General features: G+C 70.5%; 16 protein-coding genes. 8 read left to right on the top strand and 8 right to left on the bottom strand.

The genetic code is table 11. The features are described 5' to 3' along the window. Nucleotides 1-133 precede the first annotated feature (133 nt). Both ACFWPQ_RS09615 and ACFWPQ_RS09610 read right to left on the bottom strand, forming a co-directional pair. Nucleotides 134-430, bottom strand: coding sequence for a (2Fe-2S)-binding protein (locus ACFWPQ_RS09615; RefSeq protein WP_167449907.1), 297 nt, complete (start codon nucleotides 428-430; stop codon nucleotides 134-136). Between the two features lie 43 nt (nucleotides 431-473). Further along, the gene (locus ACFWPQ_RS09610) at nucleotides 474-698 is read right to left on the bottom strand and encodes a hypothetical protein (protein WP_384031675.1); all 225 of its coding nucleotides are present in this window, start codon (nucleotides 696-698) and stop codon (nucleotides 474-476) included. 105 nt (nucleotides 699-803) lie between these two features. Here ACFWPQ_RS09610 and ACFWPQ_RS09605 point away from each other — a divergent pair, with 105 nt between their 5' ends. From ACFWPQ_RS09605 to ACFWPQ_RS09595, 3 genes are read left to right on the top strand one after another with little or no spacing between them, the layout of a single operon-like run. Beyond that, a complete protein-coding gene (locus ACFWPQ_RS09605) occupies nucleotides 804-1,856 on the top strand; it encodes a helix-turn-helix transcriptional regulator (RefSeq protein ID WP_384031673.1) in 1,053 nt (350 codons plus the stop codon). Further along, nucleotides 1,853-2,851: a LuxR C-terminal-related transcriptional regulator gene (locus ACFWPQ_RS09600; protein WP_384031671.1), complete on the top strand. Its 999-nt coding sequence runs from the start codon at nucleotides 1,853-1,855 to the stop codon at nucleotides 2,849-2,851. The genes ACFWPQ_RS09605 and ACFWPQ_RS09600 overlap by 4 nt, the downstream gene beginning before the upstream one ends. Continuing rightward, nucleotides 2,848-3,834: a helix-turn-helix transcriptional regulator gene (locus tag ACFWPQ_RS09595; protein ID WP_384031669.1), complete on the top strand. Its 987-nt coding sequence runs from the start codon at nucleotides 2,848-2,850 to the stop codon at nucleotides 3,832-3,834. The genes ACFWPQ_RS09600 and ACFWPQ_RS09595 overlap by 4 nt, the downstream gene beginning before the upstream one ends. On the opposite strand, the gene ACFWPQ_RS09590 is transcribed toward ACFWPQ_RS09595, so the two are convergent. Beyond that, entirely contained in the window at nucleotides 3,797-4,849 is a 1,053-nt protein-coding gene (locus ACFWPQ_RS09590; RefSeq protein ID WP_384031667.1) for a LuxR C-terminal-related transcriptional regulator, read from the bottom strand. The two genes, ACFWPQ_RS09595 and ACFWPQ_RS09590, sit on opposite strands and share 38 nt — an antisense overlap. A gap of 393 nt (nucleotides 4,850-5,242) precedes the next feature. On the opposite strand from ACFWPQ_RS09590, the gene ACFWPQ_RS09585 reads away from it, so the two are divergent. From ACFWPQ_RS09585 to ACFWPQ_RS09575, 3 genes are read left to right on the top strand one after another with little or no spacing between them, the layout of a single operon-like run. Further along, nucleotides 5,243-6,790: a circularly permuted type 2 ATP-grasp protein gene (locus tag ACFWPQ_RS09585; RefSeq protein ID WP_384031665.1), complete on the top strand. Its 1,548-nt coding sequence runs from the start codon at nucleotides 5,243-5,245 to the stop codon at nucleotides 6,788-6,790. Further along, nucleotides 6,787-7,719, top strand: coding sequence for an alpha-E domain-containing protein (locus ACFWPQ_RS09580; RefSeq protein WP_384031663.1), 933 nt, complete (start codon nucleotides 6,787-6,789; stop codon nucleotides 7,717-7,719). The genes ACFWPQ_RS09585 and ACFWPQ_RS09580 overlap by 4 nt, the downstream gene beginning before the upstream one ends. 1 nt (nucleotide 7,720) lies before the next feature. Beyond that, a complete protein-coding gene (locus tag ACFWPQ_RS09575; RefSeq protein ID WP_384031661.1) occupies nucleotides 7,721-8,563 on the top strand; it encodes a transglutaminase N-terminal domain-containing protein in 843 nt (280 codons plus the stop codon). A 130-nt stretch (nucleotides 8,564-8,693) separates the two neighbouring features. On the opposite strand, the gene ACFWPQ_RS09570 is transcribed toward ACFWPQ_RS09575, so the two are convergent. Next, nucleotides 8,694-9,803 carry a sugar ABC transporter substrate-binding protein gene (locus ACFWPQ_RS09570; protein ID WP_384031659.1) on the bottom strand — a complete coding sequence of 370 codons (1,110 nt, stop codon included), beginning with the start codon at nucleotides 9,801-9,803 and terminating at the stop codon, nucleotides 8,694-8,696. Nucleotides 9,804-10,096: 293 nt separating this feature from the next. On the opposite strand from ACFWPQ_RS09570, the gene ACFWPQ_RS09565 reads away from it, so the two are divergent. Next, nucleotides 10,097-12,118, top strand: a complete 2,022-nt coding sequence (locus tag ACFWPQ_RS09565) for a PA14 domain-containing protein (protein WP_384031657.1) — start codon at nucleotides 10,097-10,099, stop codon at nucleotides 12,116-12,118. Between the two features lie 9 nt (nucleotides 12,119-12,127). Further along, nucleotides 12,128-14,092 carry a PA14 domain-containing protein gene (locus ACFWPQ_RS09560; protein WP_384031655.1) on the top strand — a complete coding sequence of 655 codons (1,965 nt, stop codon included), beginning with the start codon at nucleotides 12,128-12,130 and terminating at the stop codon, nucleotides 14,090-14,092. Nucleotides 14,093-14,153: 61 nt separating this feature from the next. Here ACFWPQ_RS09560 and ACFWPQ_RS09555 read toward each other — a convergent pair whose 3' ends face one another. From ACFWPQ_RS09555 to dnaK, 4 genes are read right to left on the bottom strand one after another with little or no spacing between them, the layout of a single operon-like run. Continuing rightward, nucleotides 14,154-14,615, bottom strand: a complete 462-nt coding sequence (locus ACFWPQ_RS09555; RefSeq protein ID WP_361286595.1) for a heat shock protein transcriptional repressor HspR — start codon at nucleotides 14,613-14,615, stop codon at nucleotides 14,154-14,156. Between the two features lie 4 nt (nucleotides 14,616-14,619). Further along, entirely contained in the window at nucleotides 14,620-15,795 is a 1,176-nt protein-coding gene (dnaJ, locus tag ACFWPQ_RS09550; protein WP_384031653.1) for a molecular chaperone DnaJ, read from the bottom strand. 36 nt (nucleotides 15,796-15,831) lie between these two features. Beyond that, a complete protein-coding gene (gene grpE, locus ACFWPQ_RS09545) occupies nucleotides 15,832-16,488 on the bottom strand; it encodes a nucleotide exchange factor GrpE (protein WP_384031651.1) in 657 nt (218 codons plus the stop codon). Continuing rightward, the gene (dnaK, locus tag ACFWPQ_RS09540; protein ID WP_384031649.1) at nucleotides 16,485-18,326 is read right to left on the bottom strand and encodes a molecular chaperone DnaK; all 1,842 of its coding nucleotides are present in this window, start codon (nucleotides 18,324-18,326) and stop codon (nucleotides 16,485-16,487) included. Before dnaK ends, grpE begins: the two co-directional genes overlap by 4 nt. Between the last annotated feature and the right edge of the window lie 65 nt (nucleotides 18,327-18,391).

Raw genomic sequence — 18,391 nt, 5'->3', positions numbered from 1 at the left:
GGTTCCTCCCCCAACCCCACTCCACACTTTCACCCCCCCCCCACACCCGGCGGCCCCCCCGCCTCCCTCCCCCCCCCCCCCCCCCGCTGCGGGGGGAAGCACCTGAGCGATCTTTTACGACGGGGGAATCGCGTCAGGCACTGCGGGGGGTGGCCGAGATGGTCCTCACGTCCGGGACGTCCGGCTCAGCCAGCCGGTGGTCCCGTTGGTCCAGGTTCACAAAGATCATTCCGTACCGGATCGCACACCGCACGGGCTGCGGCGCACCCCGGGGCTTGCGCAGGCACCGGTACGCCCGTACGTCCTCGTCCTCGTCCCGCGTGACGACCACCGGCTCACCGAAGACGGTCACCATCAACGAGTCACCACTGTGGGGGATGGCGGTGACCAGGTCGATGAAGTGCCAGCCGGATCGGTAGGCGGTGGCCATTTCACGGCGGAAGGATCGGTCGTCGGGTGGGGTGGTCACGTCGTCAGCTCCCGGCTCCATCGGTCGAGACAAGCCCATCGGTGGTGCTGTCGTCTGCATCCGTCGCCACCACAGCCGGCCAGCCGGTATTGATGGCTTCGACGGTAGTGGGCCAGCCCGTGTTGGCCCGGACATCACCCTTCGCATCGGACAGACCGCTCAACACGCCGCTGAGTGCCACGACGGAGAAGGCGGCCACAAGTACCGAGCGAAGCATCTTCTTGCCCATCTTCGGCTTCGTCCTCACTTGAAGGTCCCCTCTTCCCCCGTACAGATAAGACGATGGCTCATTCGGGCACGTCATGGCCACACGATCGGTGCATCATGTTCCTGCATGTTCAGGACCCTGGGGGGTGGAGATTCAGTGACGAATAGGGCGAAAGCGACACATCCCCATGCTATGGCGGATCTGTGCGAGGAAGGCGGCCGTCTGTATGCCGCCGCGCTGCGTGCAGGACGCGTCGCACGCTCGGATGTCGAGGACGCACCCTGCCTCATGGAGTTCGCTCTGCTCCAGCCCGATCCGGGCGACCCGAACTGGCTGCTGCCGGTTCCCCCTGCACTCGCTCTGACCCAGCGGCTCGGCCGGATCGAGCGGGAGATCACGGAGCGCCGCCGGCTGTCCACCCAACTCGCCGCCGCCTTCGAGCCTTTCATGGCACTGGGCGCGCACGCCATGACGAACAGCGACTCCATCACCGTCCTGGAGGGCAGCGACCGGATCAACGCCGCGCTCAATCTCGCCACCGAGCAGTGCCAGACCGAGGTGCTCACGATCCAGCCGAGCGACCGCCTCTCCGAACAGAGCATGCAGCGGGCCCTGGAGCGGGACAGGCCGCTGAACGAACGCGGTGTCCGGATCCGGACCCTGTACCAGCACACCGCCCGCTACAGCCCGGAGAAGCTGGCGTACGCCGCCCATCTCGCCGACGGCAAGGCGGAGTACCGCACCATCGACGAACTCGTGGAGCGGCTCATCATCTGCGACGAGACGGTCGCCTTCATCCCCATCCGGGAGGACCAGCAGGTCGCCCTGGAACTGCGCCAGCCGGGCCTCGTCCGCTACCTCATCAGGATCTTCGAGTTCATGTGGAACCGCTCGGTCCCGCTGAGCACGGGCGGACACTACGAGGTCGCCTCCCACGGGATCACCGAGGTCCAGCACTCCATCGCGAAGCTGCTCGTGGAGGGCCACGTGGACGAGGCCATCGCGCGCCGCCTGGGCATGAACGTCCGCACCTGCCGGGCGCACATCGCCAAGCTCGCCCAGTCCCTGGGCAGCGGCAGCCGCGCACAGCTCGGCTACCTGATCGCCCAGTCCGGAATCCTGGACCAGACGCTTCCCGAAGAGGGCACCGCTCCTCCCGAAGAGGGCACCACTCCGTGACCTCCGCCCCGCACACCGAGCACGGCTCCGAGAACCTGTGCGCAGCCGGCCGGGAGCTCTACGAGCGTGCCCTCAGGGAGGGCCGCATAGCCGCCCCGGACACCGCCGACGCACCCTGCCTCACCGACCTGGGCCTGCTGCACCCGGCGCCGGACGACGCCGGCCTGCTGGAGCCCGTCGCCCCGGCCGTCGCCCTGAACCGGCTCCTGCACGGCCCGCGGTCCCGCATCGCCGACGAATGGCGGCGCAGGGAACAGCTGGTCGAACTCTTCGCACCGCTGACCCGCATCGAACGCCGGCCCGGCACGACCTCGGACCTCCCGGCCCTGCGGCTGCTCAGCGGCACCCGGCGGATCAACCAGGCCATCACCGACGCCATGGCCGAGGCGAGCCGGGAAGTCCTGTGCATCCAGCCGCACGCCGGTCTGGTCGGCCCGCGCGGCGAAGTCGCCTACCCCGTCGCCCTCGAACGCGACCAGGCGTTCCTCGACCGGGGCGGCCGGTTCCGCACCCTCTACCAGCAGACGCTGCGCCACGTGCCGAACGTGTACGTCTACGTCGAGGAGGTGCACGGCGACAGCGTGGCCCGCGGCCTCGACGAGGTGCCCGACCGGCTCGTCGTCCTCGACCAGACGGTCGCCTTCCTGCCCGCCGACGGCCCGGGCAGCCTGGCTCTCGAGGTCCGGCACCCGGCACTGATCAAGTACTTCGTCACCGCCTTCGACCGCCTCTGGCACCTCGCCACCCCGATGTTCCCCAAGCTTGAACACCGCCCCACCGTCAACGGCATCACCCCCCGCCAGCAGGCCATCGCCGCCCTCCTGGTGGAAGGCCACACCGACGCCGTCATCGCGGAGCGCCTCGGCATGAACATCCGCACCGCCCGCGTCCACATCGCCAAACTCGCCACCACCCTCGGCAGCGAGAGCCGCGCCCAGCTCGGCTACCTCATCGGACGCTCCGGGATCCTCAAGGAGCCGGAGGGACCGCGGTGACACACCCCGCCCACCCCGACCACGGCGTGGAGGAGCTGTGCGCGGCCGGCGAGAAGGTGTACGGACGGGCGCTGAGCGACGGGTACGTGCCCGCCGAGGACGCCGCCGAGGCCCCCTGCCTCACCGACTTCGGTCTGCTGCACCCGGCCCTGGACGACCTGGACCGGCTGGAGCCGGTACCGCCGGCCGCGGCCCTGCACCGGCTGCTGCGCTCCTCCGCCGCCCGGATCGCCGACGAACGGCGGCGTGAGGAACGGCTGTTGGAGCAGTTCGAACCGCTGCTGCGGGCCGGCGACCCGGGCACCGGCGGCGACACCCCCACGCTGCGCCTGCACAGCGGCACCAGGCCCATCAACCAGGCGATCACCGACGCCATGGCCGAGGCGGGCCGGGAGGTGCTCTGCATCCAGTCGCACACCGGGCTCACCGGCCCCCGGGCCCGCTCCGCCGTCGCGGCCGCCCGCGACCGCGACCAGGCCATCCTCGACCGCGGCGCCCGCATCCGCGCGCTCTACCAGCACACCCTGCGCCACGTCCCGGCCGTGTACGGCGGCTTCGAGCGGCTGCGCGGCGACGTCGAGGTGCGCGGGCTCGACGAGACCCCGGACCGGCTGATCGTCATCGACCAGGCCGTCGCCTTCCTGCCCGCCGCCGCCGACGGCTCGCTGGCCCTGGAGGCCCGGCACCCGGCGCTGATCAGGTACTTCGCCACCACCTTCGACCGCCTCTGGCGGCTGGCCACCCCCCTCTACCCCACCCTCGAACACCGCCCCACCGTCAACGGCATCACCCCGCGCCAGCAGGCCATCGCCGCGCTCCTGGTGGAAGGCCACACCGACGCCGTCATCGCGGAGCGCCTCGGCATGAACATCCGCACCGCCCGCGTCCACATCGCCAAACTCGCCACCACCCTCGGCAGCGACAGCCGCGCCCAGCTCGGCTACCTCATCGGACGCTCCGGGATCCTTGATCAGGAAGGCTGACGGCGGCCGGTGCCGTGCTCGTGCCGCCCGGCGGGCGGTCCAGGCCCACCTGCGCTATCCGCACGCCCAGTTGGGTGCGGCTGGCCGCGCCCAGGGTCTCCGAGAGGCGGGCGATGTGGGCCCGGCAGGTACGGACGCTGATGCCGAGGCGTTCCGCGATCACCGCGTCCTGGTGGCCCTCGGCGAGGAGCGCCGCGATGGACTGCTCCCGGTGCGAGATGCCCTCGATGCCGGTGTCGGGGAGCGGGGCGGTGAGCGGGATCGCCAGCCGCCAGAGGCGTTCGAAGACCGTGAGGAGGTACTCGACGAGGGCGGGGTGGCGCAGCTCCAGGGCCATCGTGCGGTCCGCGTTCGCGGGGATGAACGCCACCGTGCGGTCGAAGAGGATGAGGCGGTCGATGACCTCGTCCAGCGAGCGGGCCTCGACCGCGTCGCCCATCAGCTCCAGGTAGTTGAGCAGGCCTTGGCCGTGCCGGGCGACATGCGTGTAGAGGTCTCGCATCCGCACGCCCCGGCCGCGCAGGGCGACGGCCCGGTGCAGCCCCTCGGTCAGCTCCGACTCGCGCCGGATACCGCCCGGCTGCACGGTCAGCACCTCCTGGGTGCAGGCCTCCGTCGCCTCGTCCATGGCCGCCTGGATCCGGGACAGCCCGTCGAGCACCCGGATGGCCGCCGTGCCCTCCGCGGACGCAGACACGGCCTGCAGGTGCCGTCCCAGACCGGCGTACCACTCGAACGCCGCGACCGCCGACCCCATCCGCCGCTGGCTGTCCGTCACCTCGTCGTACACCCCGCGCAGCAGCCGGGTCATGACCTCCTGCGGGGCGGTCGGGACCAGCCAGTCCATGTCATCGGGGTCGGGGTGCAGCAGCGCCAGTTCGAGCAGACAGGGCACCGCATCGGCGTCCGTGCGCGGCACCCGGCCCCGGCGCACGGCCCGGGAGTACACGCGGTCCCCGGCGGCGCACAGCCGGTCGGCACCGTGTGGATGCTCCTCCGTCCCGTGCCCGGCCATCGCCCATTCCACCCCCGGTTTGCTGCCTCTTCCGCAGCGCAACTATGAGCGGTCCGGACCGGGTCCGCAACACGGCTTCCCGGGCCCGGGGCGTCGTAATACCCGGATACGGCCGGATATCGCACCGCCTCCGCACGCCGCGTTGCAACAAGATGACGGTGGTGGCAGGGGGACGTGCGGGGCATGGTGGGAGCCGCTTCCCACGGGTGTCGCCGTACACCCGGCGGGGCCCCGGGCCATCCTCCCCCGATCGGGCCGGGGTCCCGTGCAACGCGCCAACGGGGGAGGTGCGTTGCAGGGAGGGCCGCTCGCGGGCGCGTGACGCGGCGGACCGGCGGATCCCCGAAATCCGCCAGTGATCGCCGCGTTACGTGTCCGCTTTAACGTCCCTTCATGGCGGACATATTTGACGCATACGCGTTGGCCGACGCGTGGGACGAGATGTTTGTACGGCCGGGTGAGGTCAGGACCGCCTATGAGCCGGTACTGGCGGCACTCCAGCCGATCGAACCGAGTGAACTGAGGTTCCGGGCCGACCAGATGGCCCGGGCCTTCACCGACCGGGGGGTGACCTACGCCTTCGCGGGCGAGGAACGGCCCTGGCCGCTGGACCTGGTGCCGAGGATCCTCGACGCCCTGGAATGGGATCTCATACGAAGAGGCGTGGCCCAGCGGGTCCGGGCCCTGGAGGCCTATCTGGCCGACGCCTACGGACACGCGCGGGCCTTCGAGGACGAGGTGGTCCCCTGGCGGCTGCTCCTTGGCTCGCCGCACTTCCACCGGGCCGCGCACGCGGTGGAGCCGCCCGGCGGGGTCCGCATCCACGTGGCCGGAATCGACCTGGTCCGGGACGAGGCCGGCGCCTTCCGGGTGCTCGAGGACAACGTGCGGGTGCCGAGCGGGGTGTCGTACGTCATCGAGAACCGGCGGGCGATGACCCGGATCTTCCCCTCGCTCTTCGCCGAGCAGCACGTCCTGCCCGTCGACGGGTACCCCCAGCGGCTGCTCGCCGCCCTCCGCGCGGCGGCGCCCGGCGGGGCGGCGAGCGATCCCCGGGTGGTGGTCCTCACCCCCGGGCCCAGCAACGCGGCCTACTTCGAACACGCCCTGCTCGCCCGGCTGATGGGCGTGCAGCTGGTCGAGGGGCACGACCTGGTGTGCCGCAGCAACCGGGTCTGGATGCGGACGACCCGCGGCGAGGTGCCCGTGCACGTCGTGTACCGGCGCCTCGACGACGACTTCCTCGATCCGCTGCACTTCCGCCCCGACTCGGTGATCGGCTGCCCCGGCATCCTGAGCGCCGCCGTCGCGGGGAACGTCACACTCGCGAACGCCGTCGGCAACGGCATCGCCGACGACAAACTCCTCTACACCTACGTCCCGGACCTGATCCGCTACTACCTCGGGGAAGAACCGGTCCTCCCCAACGTGGAGTCCTACCGACCCGATGAACCAGGCCAGTTGGAAGCCGTCCTCGACCAGATCGACCAACTGGTCGTGAAGCCCGTCGACGGGGCCGGCGGCCAGGGCATCGTGATCGGCCCGAAGGCCGACCGGGACACCCTGGAACGCACTCGCAAAGCCGTCGTCGCCGACCCGCGAGGCTTCATCGCGCAGCGCCCGGTGGCCCTCTCCACCTCCCCCACCCTCGCGGGTGAACGGATGGCCCCGCGCCACATTGACCTGCGGCCGTTCGCCGTGAACGACGGCGACGACATCTGGGTGCTGCCCGGCGGCCTCACCCGGGTCGCCCTGCAGGAGGGCAACCTGATCGTCAACTCCAGCCAGGGCGGCGGCTCCAAGGACACCTGGGTGCTCGCCGAGGGCCCCGCCGAACGCCCCGAGCCGGTCGACGCGGGCCCGATCCCCGCCGTCGCCCCGCGCCGCCTCGGCCCGGACGGCACCCGTGCCGTCGTACCGGAAGGAGCGCACCAGCAGTGAACGACGTGATCCTCTCCCGTATCGCCGAGTCGCTGACCTGGACCGGACGGTACGTCGAACGGGCCGACGCCACCGGCCGGATCCTCGACGCCTACCTGCACCGGATGCTGGAGGACCCCTGGCGCGACGAGGACGCCGCCTGCCGCTCGCTGTATGCGATCCTCGGCGTCGACGCCGGTGCGGAACGGGTGGACATGCAGCAGGTCCTGGACCAGCTCGCCTTCGACGCCCGCTCCACGTGCTCCATCGAGGGCGCCCTGGGCGCCGCCCGGCTGAACGCGCGCAGCGCCCGCGAGGCGGTCTCCTCCGAGATGTGGGAGTGCCTCAACTCCACCTGGCACGCGCTCGGCGACCGGCGCCGCGCGGCCCGCCGCACCGGCCCCTACGCCTACCTGGAGCTGGTCCGCAGCCGGGCCGCGCTCTTCTTCGGCCTCGCCGACTCCACCATGAGCCGGGACGACAGCTGGCGGTTCGTCGTCCTCGGGCGGAGTCTGGAGCGGGTGGACATGACCGTACGGCTGCTCTCGGTGCGCGTGCTGGACGCGGCGCACGCGCCGGACTGGCCGACGCTGCTCAGCGCGAGCGGCGCCGACGAGGCGTACGCCCGGGTGCACAGCGGGTTCGGCGACACCCCGAGAGTGGCCGAATACCTGCTCCTGGACCGGGACTTCCCGCGCTCGGCGCTGCATGCGCTGACCACGGCCGAGGAGTGCCTGGCGGCGCTCGGCCGGCCCCGCAAGGACCCCGCCCGCTCCCCCGTCGGCCGGGCCCGCACCCGCCTCGAATACCTCGACACCGCCTCCCTGGAGGAGCAGCTGCCGGTCCTGCTGCGCGACCTCCAGCAGGCCTGCATGGCATCCGCCGACGCGGTGGCCGAGCGGTTCTTCCCGTACCAGGGGCCCGTCGAGTGGGCCCAGGAAGGAGCCTGAGATGGCTCGTCGCCTCCGGATCCGGCACACCACCCGGGTCCCCTACGCGCAGCCCGCGAGCTCCTCGCACAACGAGGTGCGGATGACCCCGCTGACCCTGCCGGGGCAGACCACCCTGGACGCGCGGGTCACCGTGCAGCCGGCGACCGCCGTCTGGTCGTACTGGGACTACTGGGGCACCCAGGTCACCGGGTTCGACCTGATCGACCCGCACGAGGATCTGACGATCACCGCGTCGAGTCTCGTGGAGACCTCGGCGCCGGGGCCGCTGCCGGCCGCGCCGGAGTGGGCCGAGCTGGCCGAACGGGCCGCCGGGTCGCGGCTGCTGGAGTTCGCGGGCCCGACCTCGCGTACGTCGGTGCCGAGGAAGCTGGTGAAGAAGGCGCGGGCCGTCGCGGAGGGGCTGGGGCCGCACGAGGCCGCGGTGGCCGTGTCCGGGATGGTCGCCGACCGGGTGGCCTACCTGCCGGGCGCGACCGGCGTGAACACCTCGCCCGCGGAGGCGTGGGCCCAGCGGGCCGGCGTCTGCCAGGACATCACCCACCTCACCATCGCCCTGCTGCGGGGGCTGGGGCTGCCGGCCCGGTACGTCTCCGGGTACCTGCACCCGGAGCGGGAGGCCGAGCTGAACCGGCCGGTGGCCGGGCAGAGCCACGCGTGGATCGAGTACTGGGCCGGCGACTGGTGCGGCTACGACCCGACGAACCGGGTGCGGGCCGGGGAGGACCACGTGGTGGTGGGGAGGGGCCGGGACTACGACGACGTCACGCCTCATAAGGGGATCTACCGGGGGGTTCCCGGTGGGGCTCCGGAGGTGAGTGTGGAGTTCACACGGGTCGCGTAGCCGTCTGCGGGTGCGTGGGGGCTGATCGCGCAGTTCCCCGCGCCCCTGAAGGGGCGCTGCCCAGCGGCACCCCGCCCGGCGCACACAGCAGCCCCGTTCCCCTCGCAGGGAACGGGGCCGTCGGCAGGGCTTACTTGAGGCCGGCCGCCGCGCAGGCGGTCTTGTAGTCGGCCGTGCAGATCTGCGAGATCTTGTAGATGCCGTCCGCGACGACGGTGTCCTTGATCTTGCTCTTGGTCACGGCGTTGACCTGCACCAGCTGGGACGGGATGTTCTTGTTGGTCGGGCTGTCGACGGTGTCCTGGGTGAGCGCGTCGAACTGGATGTCCTTGCCCTGCACCTTGTAGACGGCCATCTGGGCGGCGGCCTCGGCCTCGTCCGGGTACGGCTTGTAGACCGTCATGTACTGCTCGCCGGTGAGGATCCGCTGGATGGCGTCGAGGTCCGCGTCCTGGCCGGTGATCGGCGGCATGGTGGTGACGCCGGCCGCCTTGAGGGCCTTGACCACACCGCCCGCCATCGCGTCGTTGGCGGAGTAGACGGCGGCGATGTTGTCCTTGCCGATCGAGTTGATCGCCTTGGTGACTTCCTGCTCGGCGATGTCCGGGTTCCAGTCCTTCGTGTCGTACGTGAGGCCCGCGGTCGTCACCTTGCCGTTCAGCTCGGACATGGCGCCCGTCTTGAACTGCTTGGCGTTGGGGTCGGTCGGCGAGCCGTTGATCATGATGACCTTGTCGGAGGTGTCGACGCTGCTGCCGATGCCCTCCAGGAGGGTACGGGCCTGGACCTCACCGACCAGCTCGTTGTCGAAGGAGACGTAGGCGTCGATGGGGCCCTCGGCGAGGCGGTCGTAGGCGATGACCGGGATGCCCGCGGCCTTGGCCTTCTTCACCGTGCCGGCGATGGCGTGCGAGTCGACCGAGTCCAGGATGATCACGTCGACCTTTTCGTCGATCATCGTCTGCATCTGCTTCGCCTGCGTGGAGGCGGACGACGCGGCGTTCTGGTAGTCGACCTTGCCCTGCTTGTTGGTGAGCTCGGCGATCTTCGACTTCATGATCGGGTAGTCGAAGTTGGTGTACCGGGTGTTGATCTTGTCCGGCATCAGCACGCCCACCGTGATGTCGTTGCCCTTCGTCGGGGTCGCGGACGTCGACGATCCTGTCGCGTTGAGCATGCCGCAGCCGGCAAGCGAAAGGGTCATCGTGGACGCGGCCACAAACATGGCTATACGACGCATACGGGGGCTCACTTCAGGTGCGTTCCGGACGTGGGCTGCTTTGCGACCCAGATGTCTGAAAAGCCAACGCGTACGCCACACCCGGCGTCAAGCGGAACTACTTAACGAGTGCGCAACACCACGCTCCGCTGCCTCTGTGAAGGCGGAGCGGAATCCCCTCCAAACACTCTTTACGGACCCTCCATCCAAAGGGAGTTCATGCGGAGGCAAAGATCAGTACAACCAAGTCGTTTCCTCACGAGTCGTGATCGTCGACAGCCGCCCCCGGCGCGGCCATACGACCAGAGGATCGAATGAACTCAGCCAGAGGCACCGCGGCCGTCGCCGTGGTGCTCGCCACGGCCGGCACCCTGCTCGGCGGCACCGCCGTGACCGCCTCGGCCGCCACGACCTGTGCGTCCCCCGTCTTCAAGCGGCAGTTGTTCGCGAACACCACGTTCAAGGGCACGCCGAAGAAGACGGCGTGCGACGCCGTGATCGACGAGAGCTGGAGCGGCGCCCCAGCGTCCGGCCTGCCCAAGGACGACTTCGGCGTCCGCTGGACGGTGACCCGTGACTTCGGCTCCGGCGGCCCCTTCGCCCTCGCCGCCTCCGGCCTCGACGGCATCCGCGTCTACCTCGACGGCAGCCGCAAGATCGACCTGTGGAAGAACACCACCAGGACGGTGAGCAAGACCGTCAACCTCACCGTCCCCAAGGGCAGGCACACCCTCCGCGTCGACTACGCCAACTGGACCGGCGCCGCCAAGGTCAAGTTCAGCTACACGCCCCGCACGTCGGCGAGCGTCGACAAGGTCAGGCCCCTCACGCCGGCCGGGGTCTCCGCCGTCTACCAGCCCGACGGGGAGGGGACGAACACCCTCGTCACCTGGGCGGCCAACAAGGAGATGGACCTCGCCGGTTACCGGCTCTACCGGCGGCTGGAGGGCTCCAGCAGCTGGACCGAGGTGGCCTCGGCCACGGCCGGCGCCCGCCGGGCCTGGGACGAGACGCCGCCGACCGGGCAGTCGTACTACTACGAGGTACGCGCCTACGACAAGGCGGGCAACCGGTCGGCGGGCTCCGAAGACCAGCTCGTCGTGTCGCAGGACATGACCGCCCCCGCCGCCCCGGTCCTCACCGCCACCGCCGTGGAGGCCTCCAACAACCTCTCCTGGACGGCCCCCGTGGACGCGGTGAGCTACCGGGTCTTCCGCAAGGAGGCCTCGGACACCGCGTACACCAAGCTCGCCGACACCACGGCCACCGGCTACTCGGACACCTCGGCGGCGTACGGCGACGCCTACGACTACAAGGTCAGCGCCCTCGACGCGGCGAAGAACGCCCGCTCCTCCAACGTCGTGCGCAGCACCCGCACCATCGTCCCGCCGCAGAACGTGACGGCGACCGTGCCGAGCTACGGCGTGGTGTTCACCTGGACCGAGGCGGCGGGCGGCGACACCGCCGACTACGACGTCTACCGCTCGACGACCACCCCGGTGGAGCTCTCCTACGACAACCTCACCGACTGCCGGAGCCGCAAGAAGAGCACGGACGCGGCCGGCAACACGGTCCGCTCCTGCGTCGACTACGACGGCGACCAGGGCACCACGTACCACTACGTGATGATCCGGCGGAACACCGCGGGCCGCTGGTCCACCGGCTCCGCCGAGATGACCGTCACCCGCCCCGGGGACGAGGTCGCGCCGCCGCCGGTGACCAACCTGACCGCGGAGCCTCTGGAGTACGGCTTCAAGCTGGACTGGGACGACAGCACGGCGGCGGACCTGAAGGAGTACGAGGTCTGGGAGTACTACTCCTGCTGCACGCCCGACTACCTGGGCACGGTGCCCGCCGGCACCTCCGAGTTCGTGGCCGGCCCGGAGGCGGCCGACGGCGGATCGCACACGTACGTCGTCATCCCGGAGGACGTCTACGGCAACTACCCCGATTTCACGGGTGCCGACTGGGACGGTCCCGTCTCCCGGGTCACGGCCACCGAGCTCGACCTCAGGCCCACGACCGTCCCCGAGGACACCGCCCCCTGCTCCCTGAGCACCTACACGACCCTCGGCGACGAGGGCGGCATGTACATCGACTGCGCCGACTCGGTGGCCACGGAGGCCGCCGGCATCAACGTGTACCGCTGGGACCGGGCGACGGGCACCTACGTCCGGGTGACGGACGTCCCGCTGGCCCCCACCGCCACCCACTACACCGACACCACCGTGCCGCACGGCACGACCGTGTACTACCTGCTCTCGGTCGTCGCCCCCGACGGCTCGGAGACCTTCAGCAACGTGGACGCCAGCGTGTCCCTGCCGAGCGGAGCCTGACCCCCCGACATGAAGAACACCCTCCAGGCGACGGCCGTGGTGCTGGCCACCACGGCCGGCCTCCTCACCGCCGTCGCCGCCTCCACCGCGTCCGCGGCCACGACCTGTACCTCCCCGGTCTTCAAGCGGCAGCTGTTCGCGAACACCACCTTCAAGGGCACGGCGAAGAAGACCGACTGCGACTCCGCGATCAGCGAGAGCTGGAGCGGGGCGCCCGCCTCCGGGCTGCCGAAGGACGACTTCGGCGTCCGCTGGACGGTGACCCGTGACTTCGGCTCCGGCGGCCCCTTCGCCCTCGCCGCCTCCGGCCTCGACGGCATCCGCGTCTACCTCGACGGCACCCGCAGGATCGACCTGTGGAAGAACACCACCAAGACCGTCGCCAAGACCGTCAACCTCACGGTCCCCAAGGGCAAGCACACCCTCCGCGTCGACTACGCCAACTGGACCGGCGCCGCCAAGGTCAAGTTCACCTACACGCCGAGGACTTCGGCCGCCGTCGACAAGGTCAAGCCACTCACGCCGATGGACCCGCTGGTGTCCTACGACAGCGGATCCAACACGACGAAGCTGAGCTGGACGAAGAACCAGGAGATGGACCTCGCGGGCTACCGGGTCTACCGGCGGCTGCGGGGCAGCACCAGCTGGACCCGGCTGGCCGGCACCACCGCGACCTCGTACACCGACGCACCGCCCGCGACCGGTGCCGTCTACTACTACGAGGTGCGCGCCTACGACAAGGCGGGCAACGAATCCGCCGGTACCGCCGACCAGCTGGTCACCAGCATCACGCTGGCCGCGCCGACCGGCCTCGGCTCGTCGGTCACGGACACCACGGCCACGGTGACCTGGCGGGCGGTGCCGGGCGCGGTGAAGTACCGGGTGGTGCGCACCGATCCGAGCGGCGTCGACACGGTCACGGACGTCAACTGGATCTCCTTCAGCGACGACACGCTCAGCCGGAGTGCCACCTACAAGTTCAAGGTGGCCGCGCTGGACGGCTCCGGCCATCTGTCGCCGTACAGCGACCCCACGAGCGTCCACCGCCCGCCCGCCGCGCCCCGCGACCTCACGGCGACGGCGGACATCGGTGCCGCGCTGCTGAGCTGGACGGTCAAGCCGGGCGACGGCCGGGAGTACGCCTTCCACGTCTACCGCTCGACGACCCTGCCCGTCAGCACCTCCAGCACGCCGGTGTCGTGCACCACGACCTACACCGAATCCGCCGACGGGTCACGGCGGTACAGCTGCGGTGACTACTCGGCGGCGGAGGGCACCACGTACCACTACATGGTGACGACGGAGGACCAGGTGACCGCCGTGTCCCTCCCCTCGGAGACGGTCACCGTCACCACCCTGGAGTCGGACAAGCCGCCCGCCCAGGTGACCGGCCTGACCGCGACGGCCACGGAGTACGGCGTCGAGCTGGACTGGGACGACAACACCGAGCCCGACCTGAAGCGGTACGTGGTCTACCGGGGCACGGTCCTCGGCGAGGAGGGCGAGGAGCAGGTCTGTTCCGGCTCGGAGTGGGCGTATCTGCCGGCGGGTACCTCCCACTACCGGGACGTACGGCTGCCGGACGGCGACCACGCCTGCTACTGGGTGAACGCGATCGACAACGCGAACAACTCCAGCAGCTGGCTGGGGCCGGTGTCCGCGGTCGCCGTCGACGAGCTGGACCTGACCCCGTCGGTGGCGACCCCGGAGGGCTCCCCGCTCACCCTGACGGCGGACGCGACCGACTCGGGTGTCGTCCTGGGGTGGAACGCGGTCGGCTCGGCGACGGGCTACCAGGTCTACCGCTGGAACCCGGCCACGCAGGCGTACGAGAAGCTGGCGACCACGACGGAGCGCTCGTACGACGACACCACGGCCGCCCGCGGCACCACCCACTACTACTGGGTCACCGCTCTGTACGCCGACGGCACGGAGTCGGCACCCGGCGCGGAGTCGGCGATCCTGGAGCCGTGACCGGCACGGGAAGGGCCCGGAGGTTCGGCTGAACCTCCGGGCCCTCGTGCGTCGATCGCTGCTAGTCCTTCGCCTTCTTCGGCCGCCACACCACCAGCGCGCTGGTCTGCTGCACCTCCTGGTACGGGACCAGGTCGCGGCGGTAGGAGGCGTGGACGGCGGCCTCGCGCTGCTGCATCGCGGCCGCCGCGCCGTCGACCGCCGCCTGGAGTTCGGCGACACGCTGCTGGAGCGCGATGACCTGGTTCTCCAGTTCGATGATGCGCTTGATGCCGGCCAGGTTGATGCCCTCGTCCTGCGACAGCGCCTGCACCTGGCGGAGCAGTTCGATGTCGCGGGCCGAGTAGCGGCGGCCCCGCCCGGCCGTGCGGTCCGGGGAGACCAGGCCCAGACGGTCGTACTGGCGCAGCGTCTGCGGGTGCAGTCCGGAGAGCTGGGCCGCCACCGAGATGACGTAGACCGGGGTCTCCTCGGTCAGTTCATACGGGTTGCGGAAATTGTCACCGCGTCGACGGCCGTCCATCTCTTCATGCTCCCTTCGCGGCCTCGAACAGCTCGGCCCGCGGGTCCTCGCCCGCGGTCGCCTCGCGATACGCCTCCAGCGCGTCACGAGCCTTCCCCGACAGGTCCTTCGGCACACTCACCTCGACGGTGACCAGCAGGTCGCCACGGGTGCCGTCCTTGCGGACCGCGCCCTTGCCGCGGGCGCGCATGGTACGGCCGTTGGGCGTGCCCGGGGGCAGCTTGAGGGTGACCGGCGGGCCGCCCAGGGTGGGCACCCTGACCTCGCCGCCGAGCGCCGCCTCGGTGAAGGTCACCGGGACGGTCACCGTGAGGTTGTCGTCCTTGCGGCCGAACACCGGGTGGGTGTCGACGTGGACCATCACGTACAGGTCGCCCGCCGGACCGCCGCGCTCGCCCGGTGCGCCCTTGCCGCGCAGACGGATGCGCTGGCCGTCGGTGACCCCGGCGGGGATGCGGACCTGCATGGTCCGCGACGACTTGGCGCGGCCGCTGCCCTTGCACTCCATGCAGGGGTGCTCGGCGATCAGGCCGCGGCCCTTGCAGTCCGGGCAGGGGTCGGTGAGCGAGAAGCCGCCTCCGGATCCTCGCGCCACCTGGCCGGTGCCGACACAGGTCGGGCACACCCGCGGGGTGCCGTTCTTGTCGCCGGTGCCCGAACAGGCCTTGCAGGGAGACTGCGAGGACATCCGCAGCGGGACCGTGGCGCCCTCGATGGCCTCCGTGAAACTCAGCGTGACCTCGGACTCGATGTCCTGGCCGCGCCGCGGCTGGGTACGGCCGGCCGTGCCGCCGCCCCGGTTGAACAGGCCCCCCAGGACGTCGCCGAACCCGCCGCCGAACCCGCCCCCGCCCTGCTGCCCGGCGTTGCCCCCGAAGAGGTCGCCCAGGTCGAAGTTGAAGTTGCCGCCGCCCGCGCCCGGCCCCGGGCGGAAGCCGCCGTTGCCGAAGAGCGCGCGGGCCTCGTCGTACTCCTTGCGCTTCTTGGGGTCGCCGAGGACGTCGTTCGCCTCGGAGATCTCCTTGAAGCGCTCCTCGGCCTTGGCGTTGCCCTTGTTGGCGTCCGGGTGGAACTCGCGGGCGAGTTTCCGGTACGCCTTCTTGATCTCGGCCTCGGTGGCGTCCTTGGGGACGCCGAGGACCTTGTAGTAGTCCTTCTCGATGAAGTCCTTGGTGCTCATCCCCGACGCCCCTCCTCCCACTCGGTACTTATTACGTCAGCCCTCCTCAGGGCCGTTGTCCTTCTCGTCGCCGGCCGCCGGGGCCTCGTCGGCCCCCTCGGCCTTCACCGGGGTCGCCCCCGGCTGCGGTTCGGCGACCGCCACCCGCGCGGGGCGGATGGTGCGCTCGCCGATGCGATACCCGGGCTGCAGGATGGCCACGCACGTCGTCTCGGTGACGTCCGGCGCGTAGCTGTGCATCAGCGCCTCGTGGATCGTCGGGTCGAAGGGCTCGCCCTCCTTGCCGAACTGCTGCAGGCCCATCTTCGCCGCGACCGTCTCAAGCGACTCGGCCACCGACTTGAAACCGCCGACCAGTTCGCCGTGTTCCCGCGCGCGGCCGATGTCGTCGAGCACGGGCAGGAGTTCGGTCAGGAGGTTCGCGATGGCGATCTCCCGGACCGTGATCCGGTCGCGCTCCACCCGGCGGCGGTAGTTCTGGTACTCGGCCTGGAGGCGCTGGAGGTCCGCGGTGCGCTCGCCGAGCGCGGTGCGCACCTGGTCCAGCTGCGCCGTCAGACCGGCGAGCTGTGCGCTGGAGTCCCCGGCCGGGGCCGCTCCCTGGGCGGGAGCGGCCTTCGGCGCGGCGTCGTCGGGGGTGGCGCCGGAGGGGACGTCGGGCTTCTCCTCGAAGCCCGGGGTCTCCTCCGTCACGCGGCACCGTCCTTGCGCTCGTCGTCGACGATCTCGGCGTCCACCACGTCGTCGGCGGCGTCACCGGCACCGGGAGCGGCACCGCCGGCGGCGGCCTGCGAGGCCTGGGCGTCGGCGTACATGGCCTGGCCCAGCTTCTGGGAGACGGCCGCGACCTTCTCGGTGGCGGTGCGGATCTCGGCGGTGTCCTCGCCCTTGAGGTGCTCCTTGAGCTCCTCGACGGCGGCCTCGACCTCGGTCTTGATCTCGCCCGGGACCTTGTCCTCGTTGTCCTTGAGGAACTTCTCGGTCTGGTAGACGAGCTGCTCGCCCTGGTTGCGGGTCTCGGCGGCCTCGCGGCGGCGGTGGTCCTCCTCCGCGTACTGCTCGGCCTCCTGGCGCATCCGGTCGACCTCGTCCTTCGGCAGCGAGGAGCCGCCGGTGACGGTCATCTTCTGCTCCTTGCCCGTGCCCAGGTCCTTCGCGGTCACGTGCATGATGCCGTTGGCGTCGATGTCGAAGGCGACCTCGATCTGCGGGACACCGCGCGGGGCCGGCGGCAGACCGGTCAGCTCGAACATGCCGAGCTTCTTGTTGTACGCCGCGATCTCGCGCTCGCCCTGGTAGACCTGGATCTGGACGGAGGGCTGGTTGTCCTCGGCGGTGGTGAAGATCTCGGACCGCTTGGTCGGGATCGTCGTGTTCCGCTCGATGAGCTTGGTCATGATGCCGCCCTTGGTCTCGATGCCGAGGGACAGCGGGGTCACGTCGAGGAGCAGGACGTCCTTGACCTCACCCTTGAGCACACCGGCCTGCAGGGCGGCGCCGATGGCGACGACCTCGTCCGGGTTGACGCCCTTGTTGGCGTCCTTGCCGCCGGTCAGCTCCTTGACGAGCTCGGCGACTGCGGGCATACGGGTGGAGCCGCCGACGAGGACGACGTGGTCGATCTCGCCGAGCTGGATGCCGGCGTCCTTGATGACGTTGTGGAACGGCGTCTTGCAGCGCTCCAGGAGGTCCGCGGTCAGCTGCTGGAACTGGGCGCGGGTGAGCTTCTCGTCGAGGTGCAGGGGACCCTCGGCGGAGGCGGTGATGTAGGGCAGGTTGATCGAGGTCTCGGTGGAGCTGGACAGCTCGATCTTGGCCTTCTCGGCGGCCTCGCGGAGGCGCTGGAGGGCCATCTTGTCCTTGCCGAGGTCCACGCCGTGGCCGGCCGCGAACTGCTTGACCAGGTAGTCGACGACGCGCTGGTCCCAGTCGTCACCACCGAGGTGGTTGTCGCCGTTGGTGGCCTTCACCTCGACGACGCCGTCGCCGATCTCCAGGAGGGACACGTCGAAGGTGCCGCCACCGAGGTCGAAGACGAGGATCGTCTGGTCGTCCTTGTCGAGGCCGTACGCGAGCGCGGCGGCGGTGGGCTCGTTGACGATGCGCAGGACGTTCAGACCGGCGATCTCGCCGGCCTCCTTCGTCGCCTGGCGCTCGGAGTCGTTGAAGTAGGCCGGGACGGTGATGACCGCGTCGGTCACCTTCTCGCCCAGGTAGGCCTCGGCATCCCGCTTGAGCTTCTGCAGGATGAACGCGGAGATCTGCTGGGGGTTGAAGTCCTTCCCGTCCAGCTGGATCTTCCAGTCGGTGCCCATGTGACGCTTCACGGACCGGATCGTCCGGTCCACGTTGGTGACCGCCTGGCGCTTGGCGACCTCGCCGACGAGAACCTCGCCGTTCTTCGCGAAGGCGACGACGGACGGCGTGGTCCGGGCACCCTCGGCGTTGGTGATGACGGTGGGCTCGCCGCCTTCAAGAACGCTGACGACGGAGTTAGTCGTGCCCAGGTCGATGCCGACCGCACGTGCCATGGTGATTTCCTCCAGCTGACTTGAGTGGAACGGACTCAAGTGTGCATCAAGCCTCGCCCTGGGTC

This window comes from Streptomyces sp. NPDC058464, from assembly GCF_042721035.1.
GTDB lineage: Bacteria > Actinomycetota > Actinomycetes > Streptomycetales > Streptomycetaceae > Streptomyces.
This window is presented reverse-complemented; position numbering and strand designations above follow the sequence as displayed.

What these genes read in the sequence shown, in the direction of transcription:
- ACFWPQ_RS09615 (WP_167449907.1), bottom strand. Translation starts at nt 430, where the DNA reads ATGGCCACCGCCTACCGATCCGGCTGGCACTTCATCGACCTGGTCACC.
- ACFWPQ_RS09610 (WP_384031675.1), bottom strand. Translation starts at nt 698, where the DNA reads ATGGGCAAGAAGATGCTTCGCTCGGTACTTGTGGCCGCCTTCTCCGTC.
- ACFWPQ_RS09605 (WP_384031673.1), top strand. Translation starts at nt 804, where the DNA reads ATGTTCAGGACCCTGGGGGGTGGAGATTCAGTGACGAATAGGGCGAAA.
- ACFWPQ_RS09590 (WP_384031667.1), bottom strand. Translation starts at nt 4,849, where the DNA reads ATGGCCGGGCACGGGACGGAGGAGCATCCACACGGTGCCGACCGGCTG.
- ACFWPQ_RS09585 (WP_384031665.1), top strand. Translation starts at nt 5,243, where the DNA reads ATGGCGGACATATTTGACGCATACGCGTTGGCCGACGCGTGGGACGAG.
- ACFWPQ_RS09575 (WP_384031661.1), top strand. Translation starts at nt 7,721, where the DNA reads ATGGCTCGTCGCCTCCGGATCCGGCACACCACCCGGGTCCCCTACGCG.
- ACFWPQ_RS09570 (WP_384031659.1), bottom strand. Translation starts at nt 9,803, where the DNA reads ATGCGTCGTATAGCCATGTTTGTGGCCGCGTCCACGATGACCCTTTCG.
- ACFWPQ_RS09565 (WP_384031657.1), top strand. Translation starts at nt 10,097, where the DNA reads ATGAACTCAGCCAGAGGCACCGCGGCCGTCGCCGTGGTGCTCGCCACG.
- ACFWPQ_RS09560 (WP_384031655.1), top strand. Translation starts at nt 12,128, where the DNA reads ATGAAGAACACCCTCCAGGCGACGGCCGTGGTGCTGGCCACCACGGCC.
- ACFWPQ_RS09555 (WP_361286595.1), bottom strand. Translation starts at nt 14,615, where the DNA reads ATGGACGGCCGTCGACGCGGTGACAATTTCCGCAACCCGTATGAACTG.
- dnaJ (WP_384031653.1), bottom strand. Translation starts at nt 15,795, where the DNA reads ATGAGCACCAAGGACTTCATCGAGAAGGACTACTACAAGGTCCTCGGC.
- dnaK (WP_384031649.1), bottom strand. Translation starts at nt 18,326, where the DNA reads ATGGCACGTGCGGTCGGCATCGACCTGGGCACGACTAACTCCGTCGTC.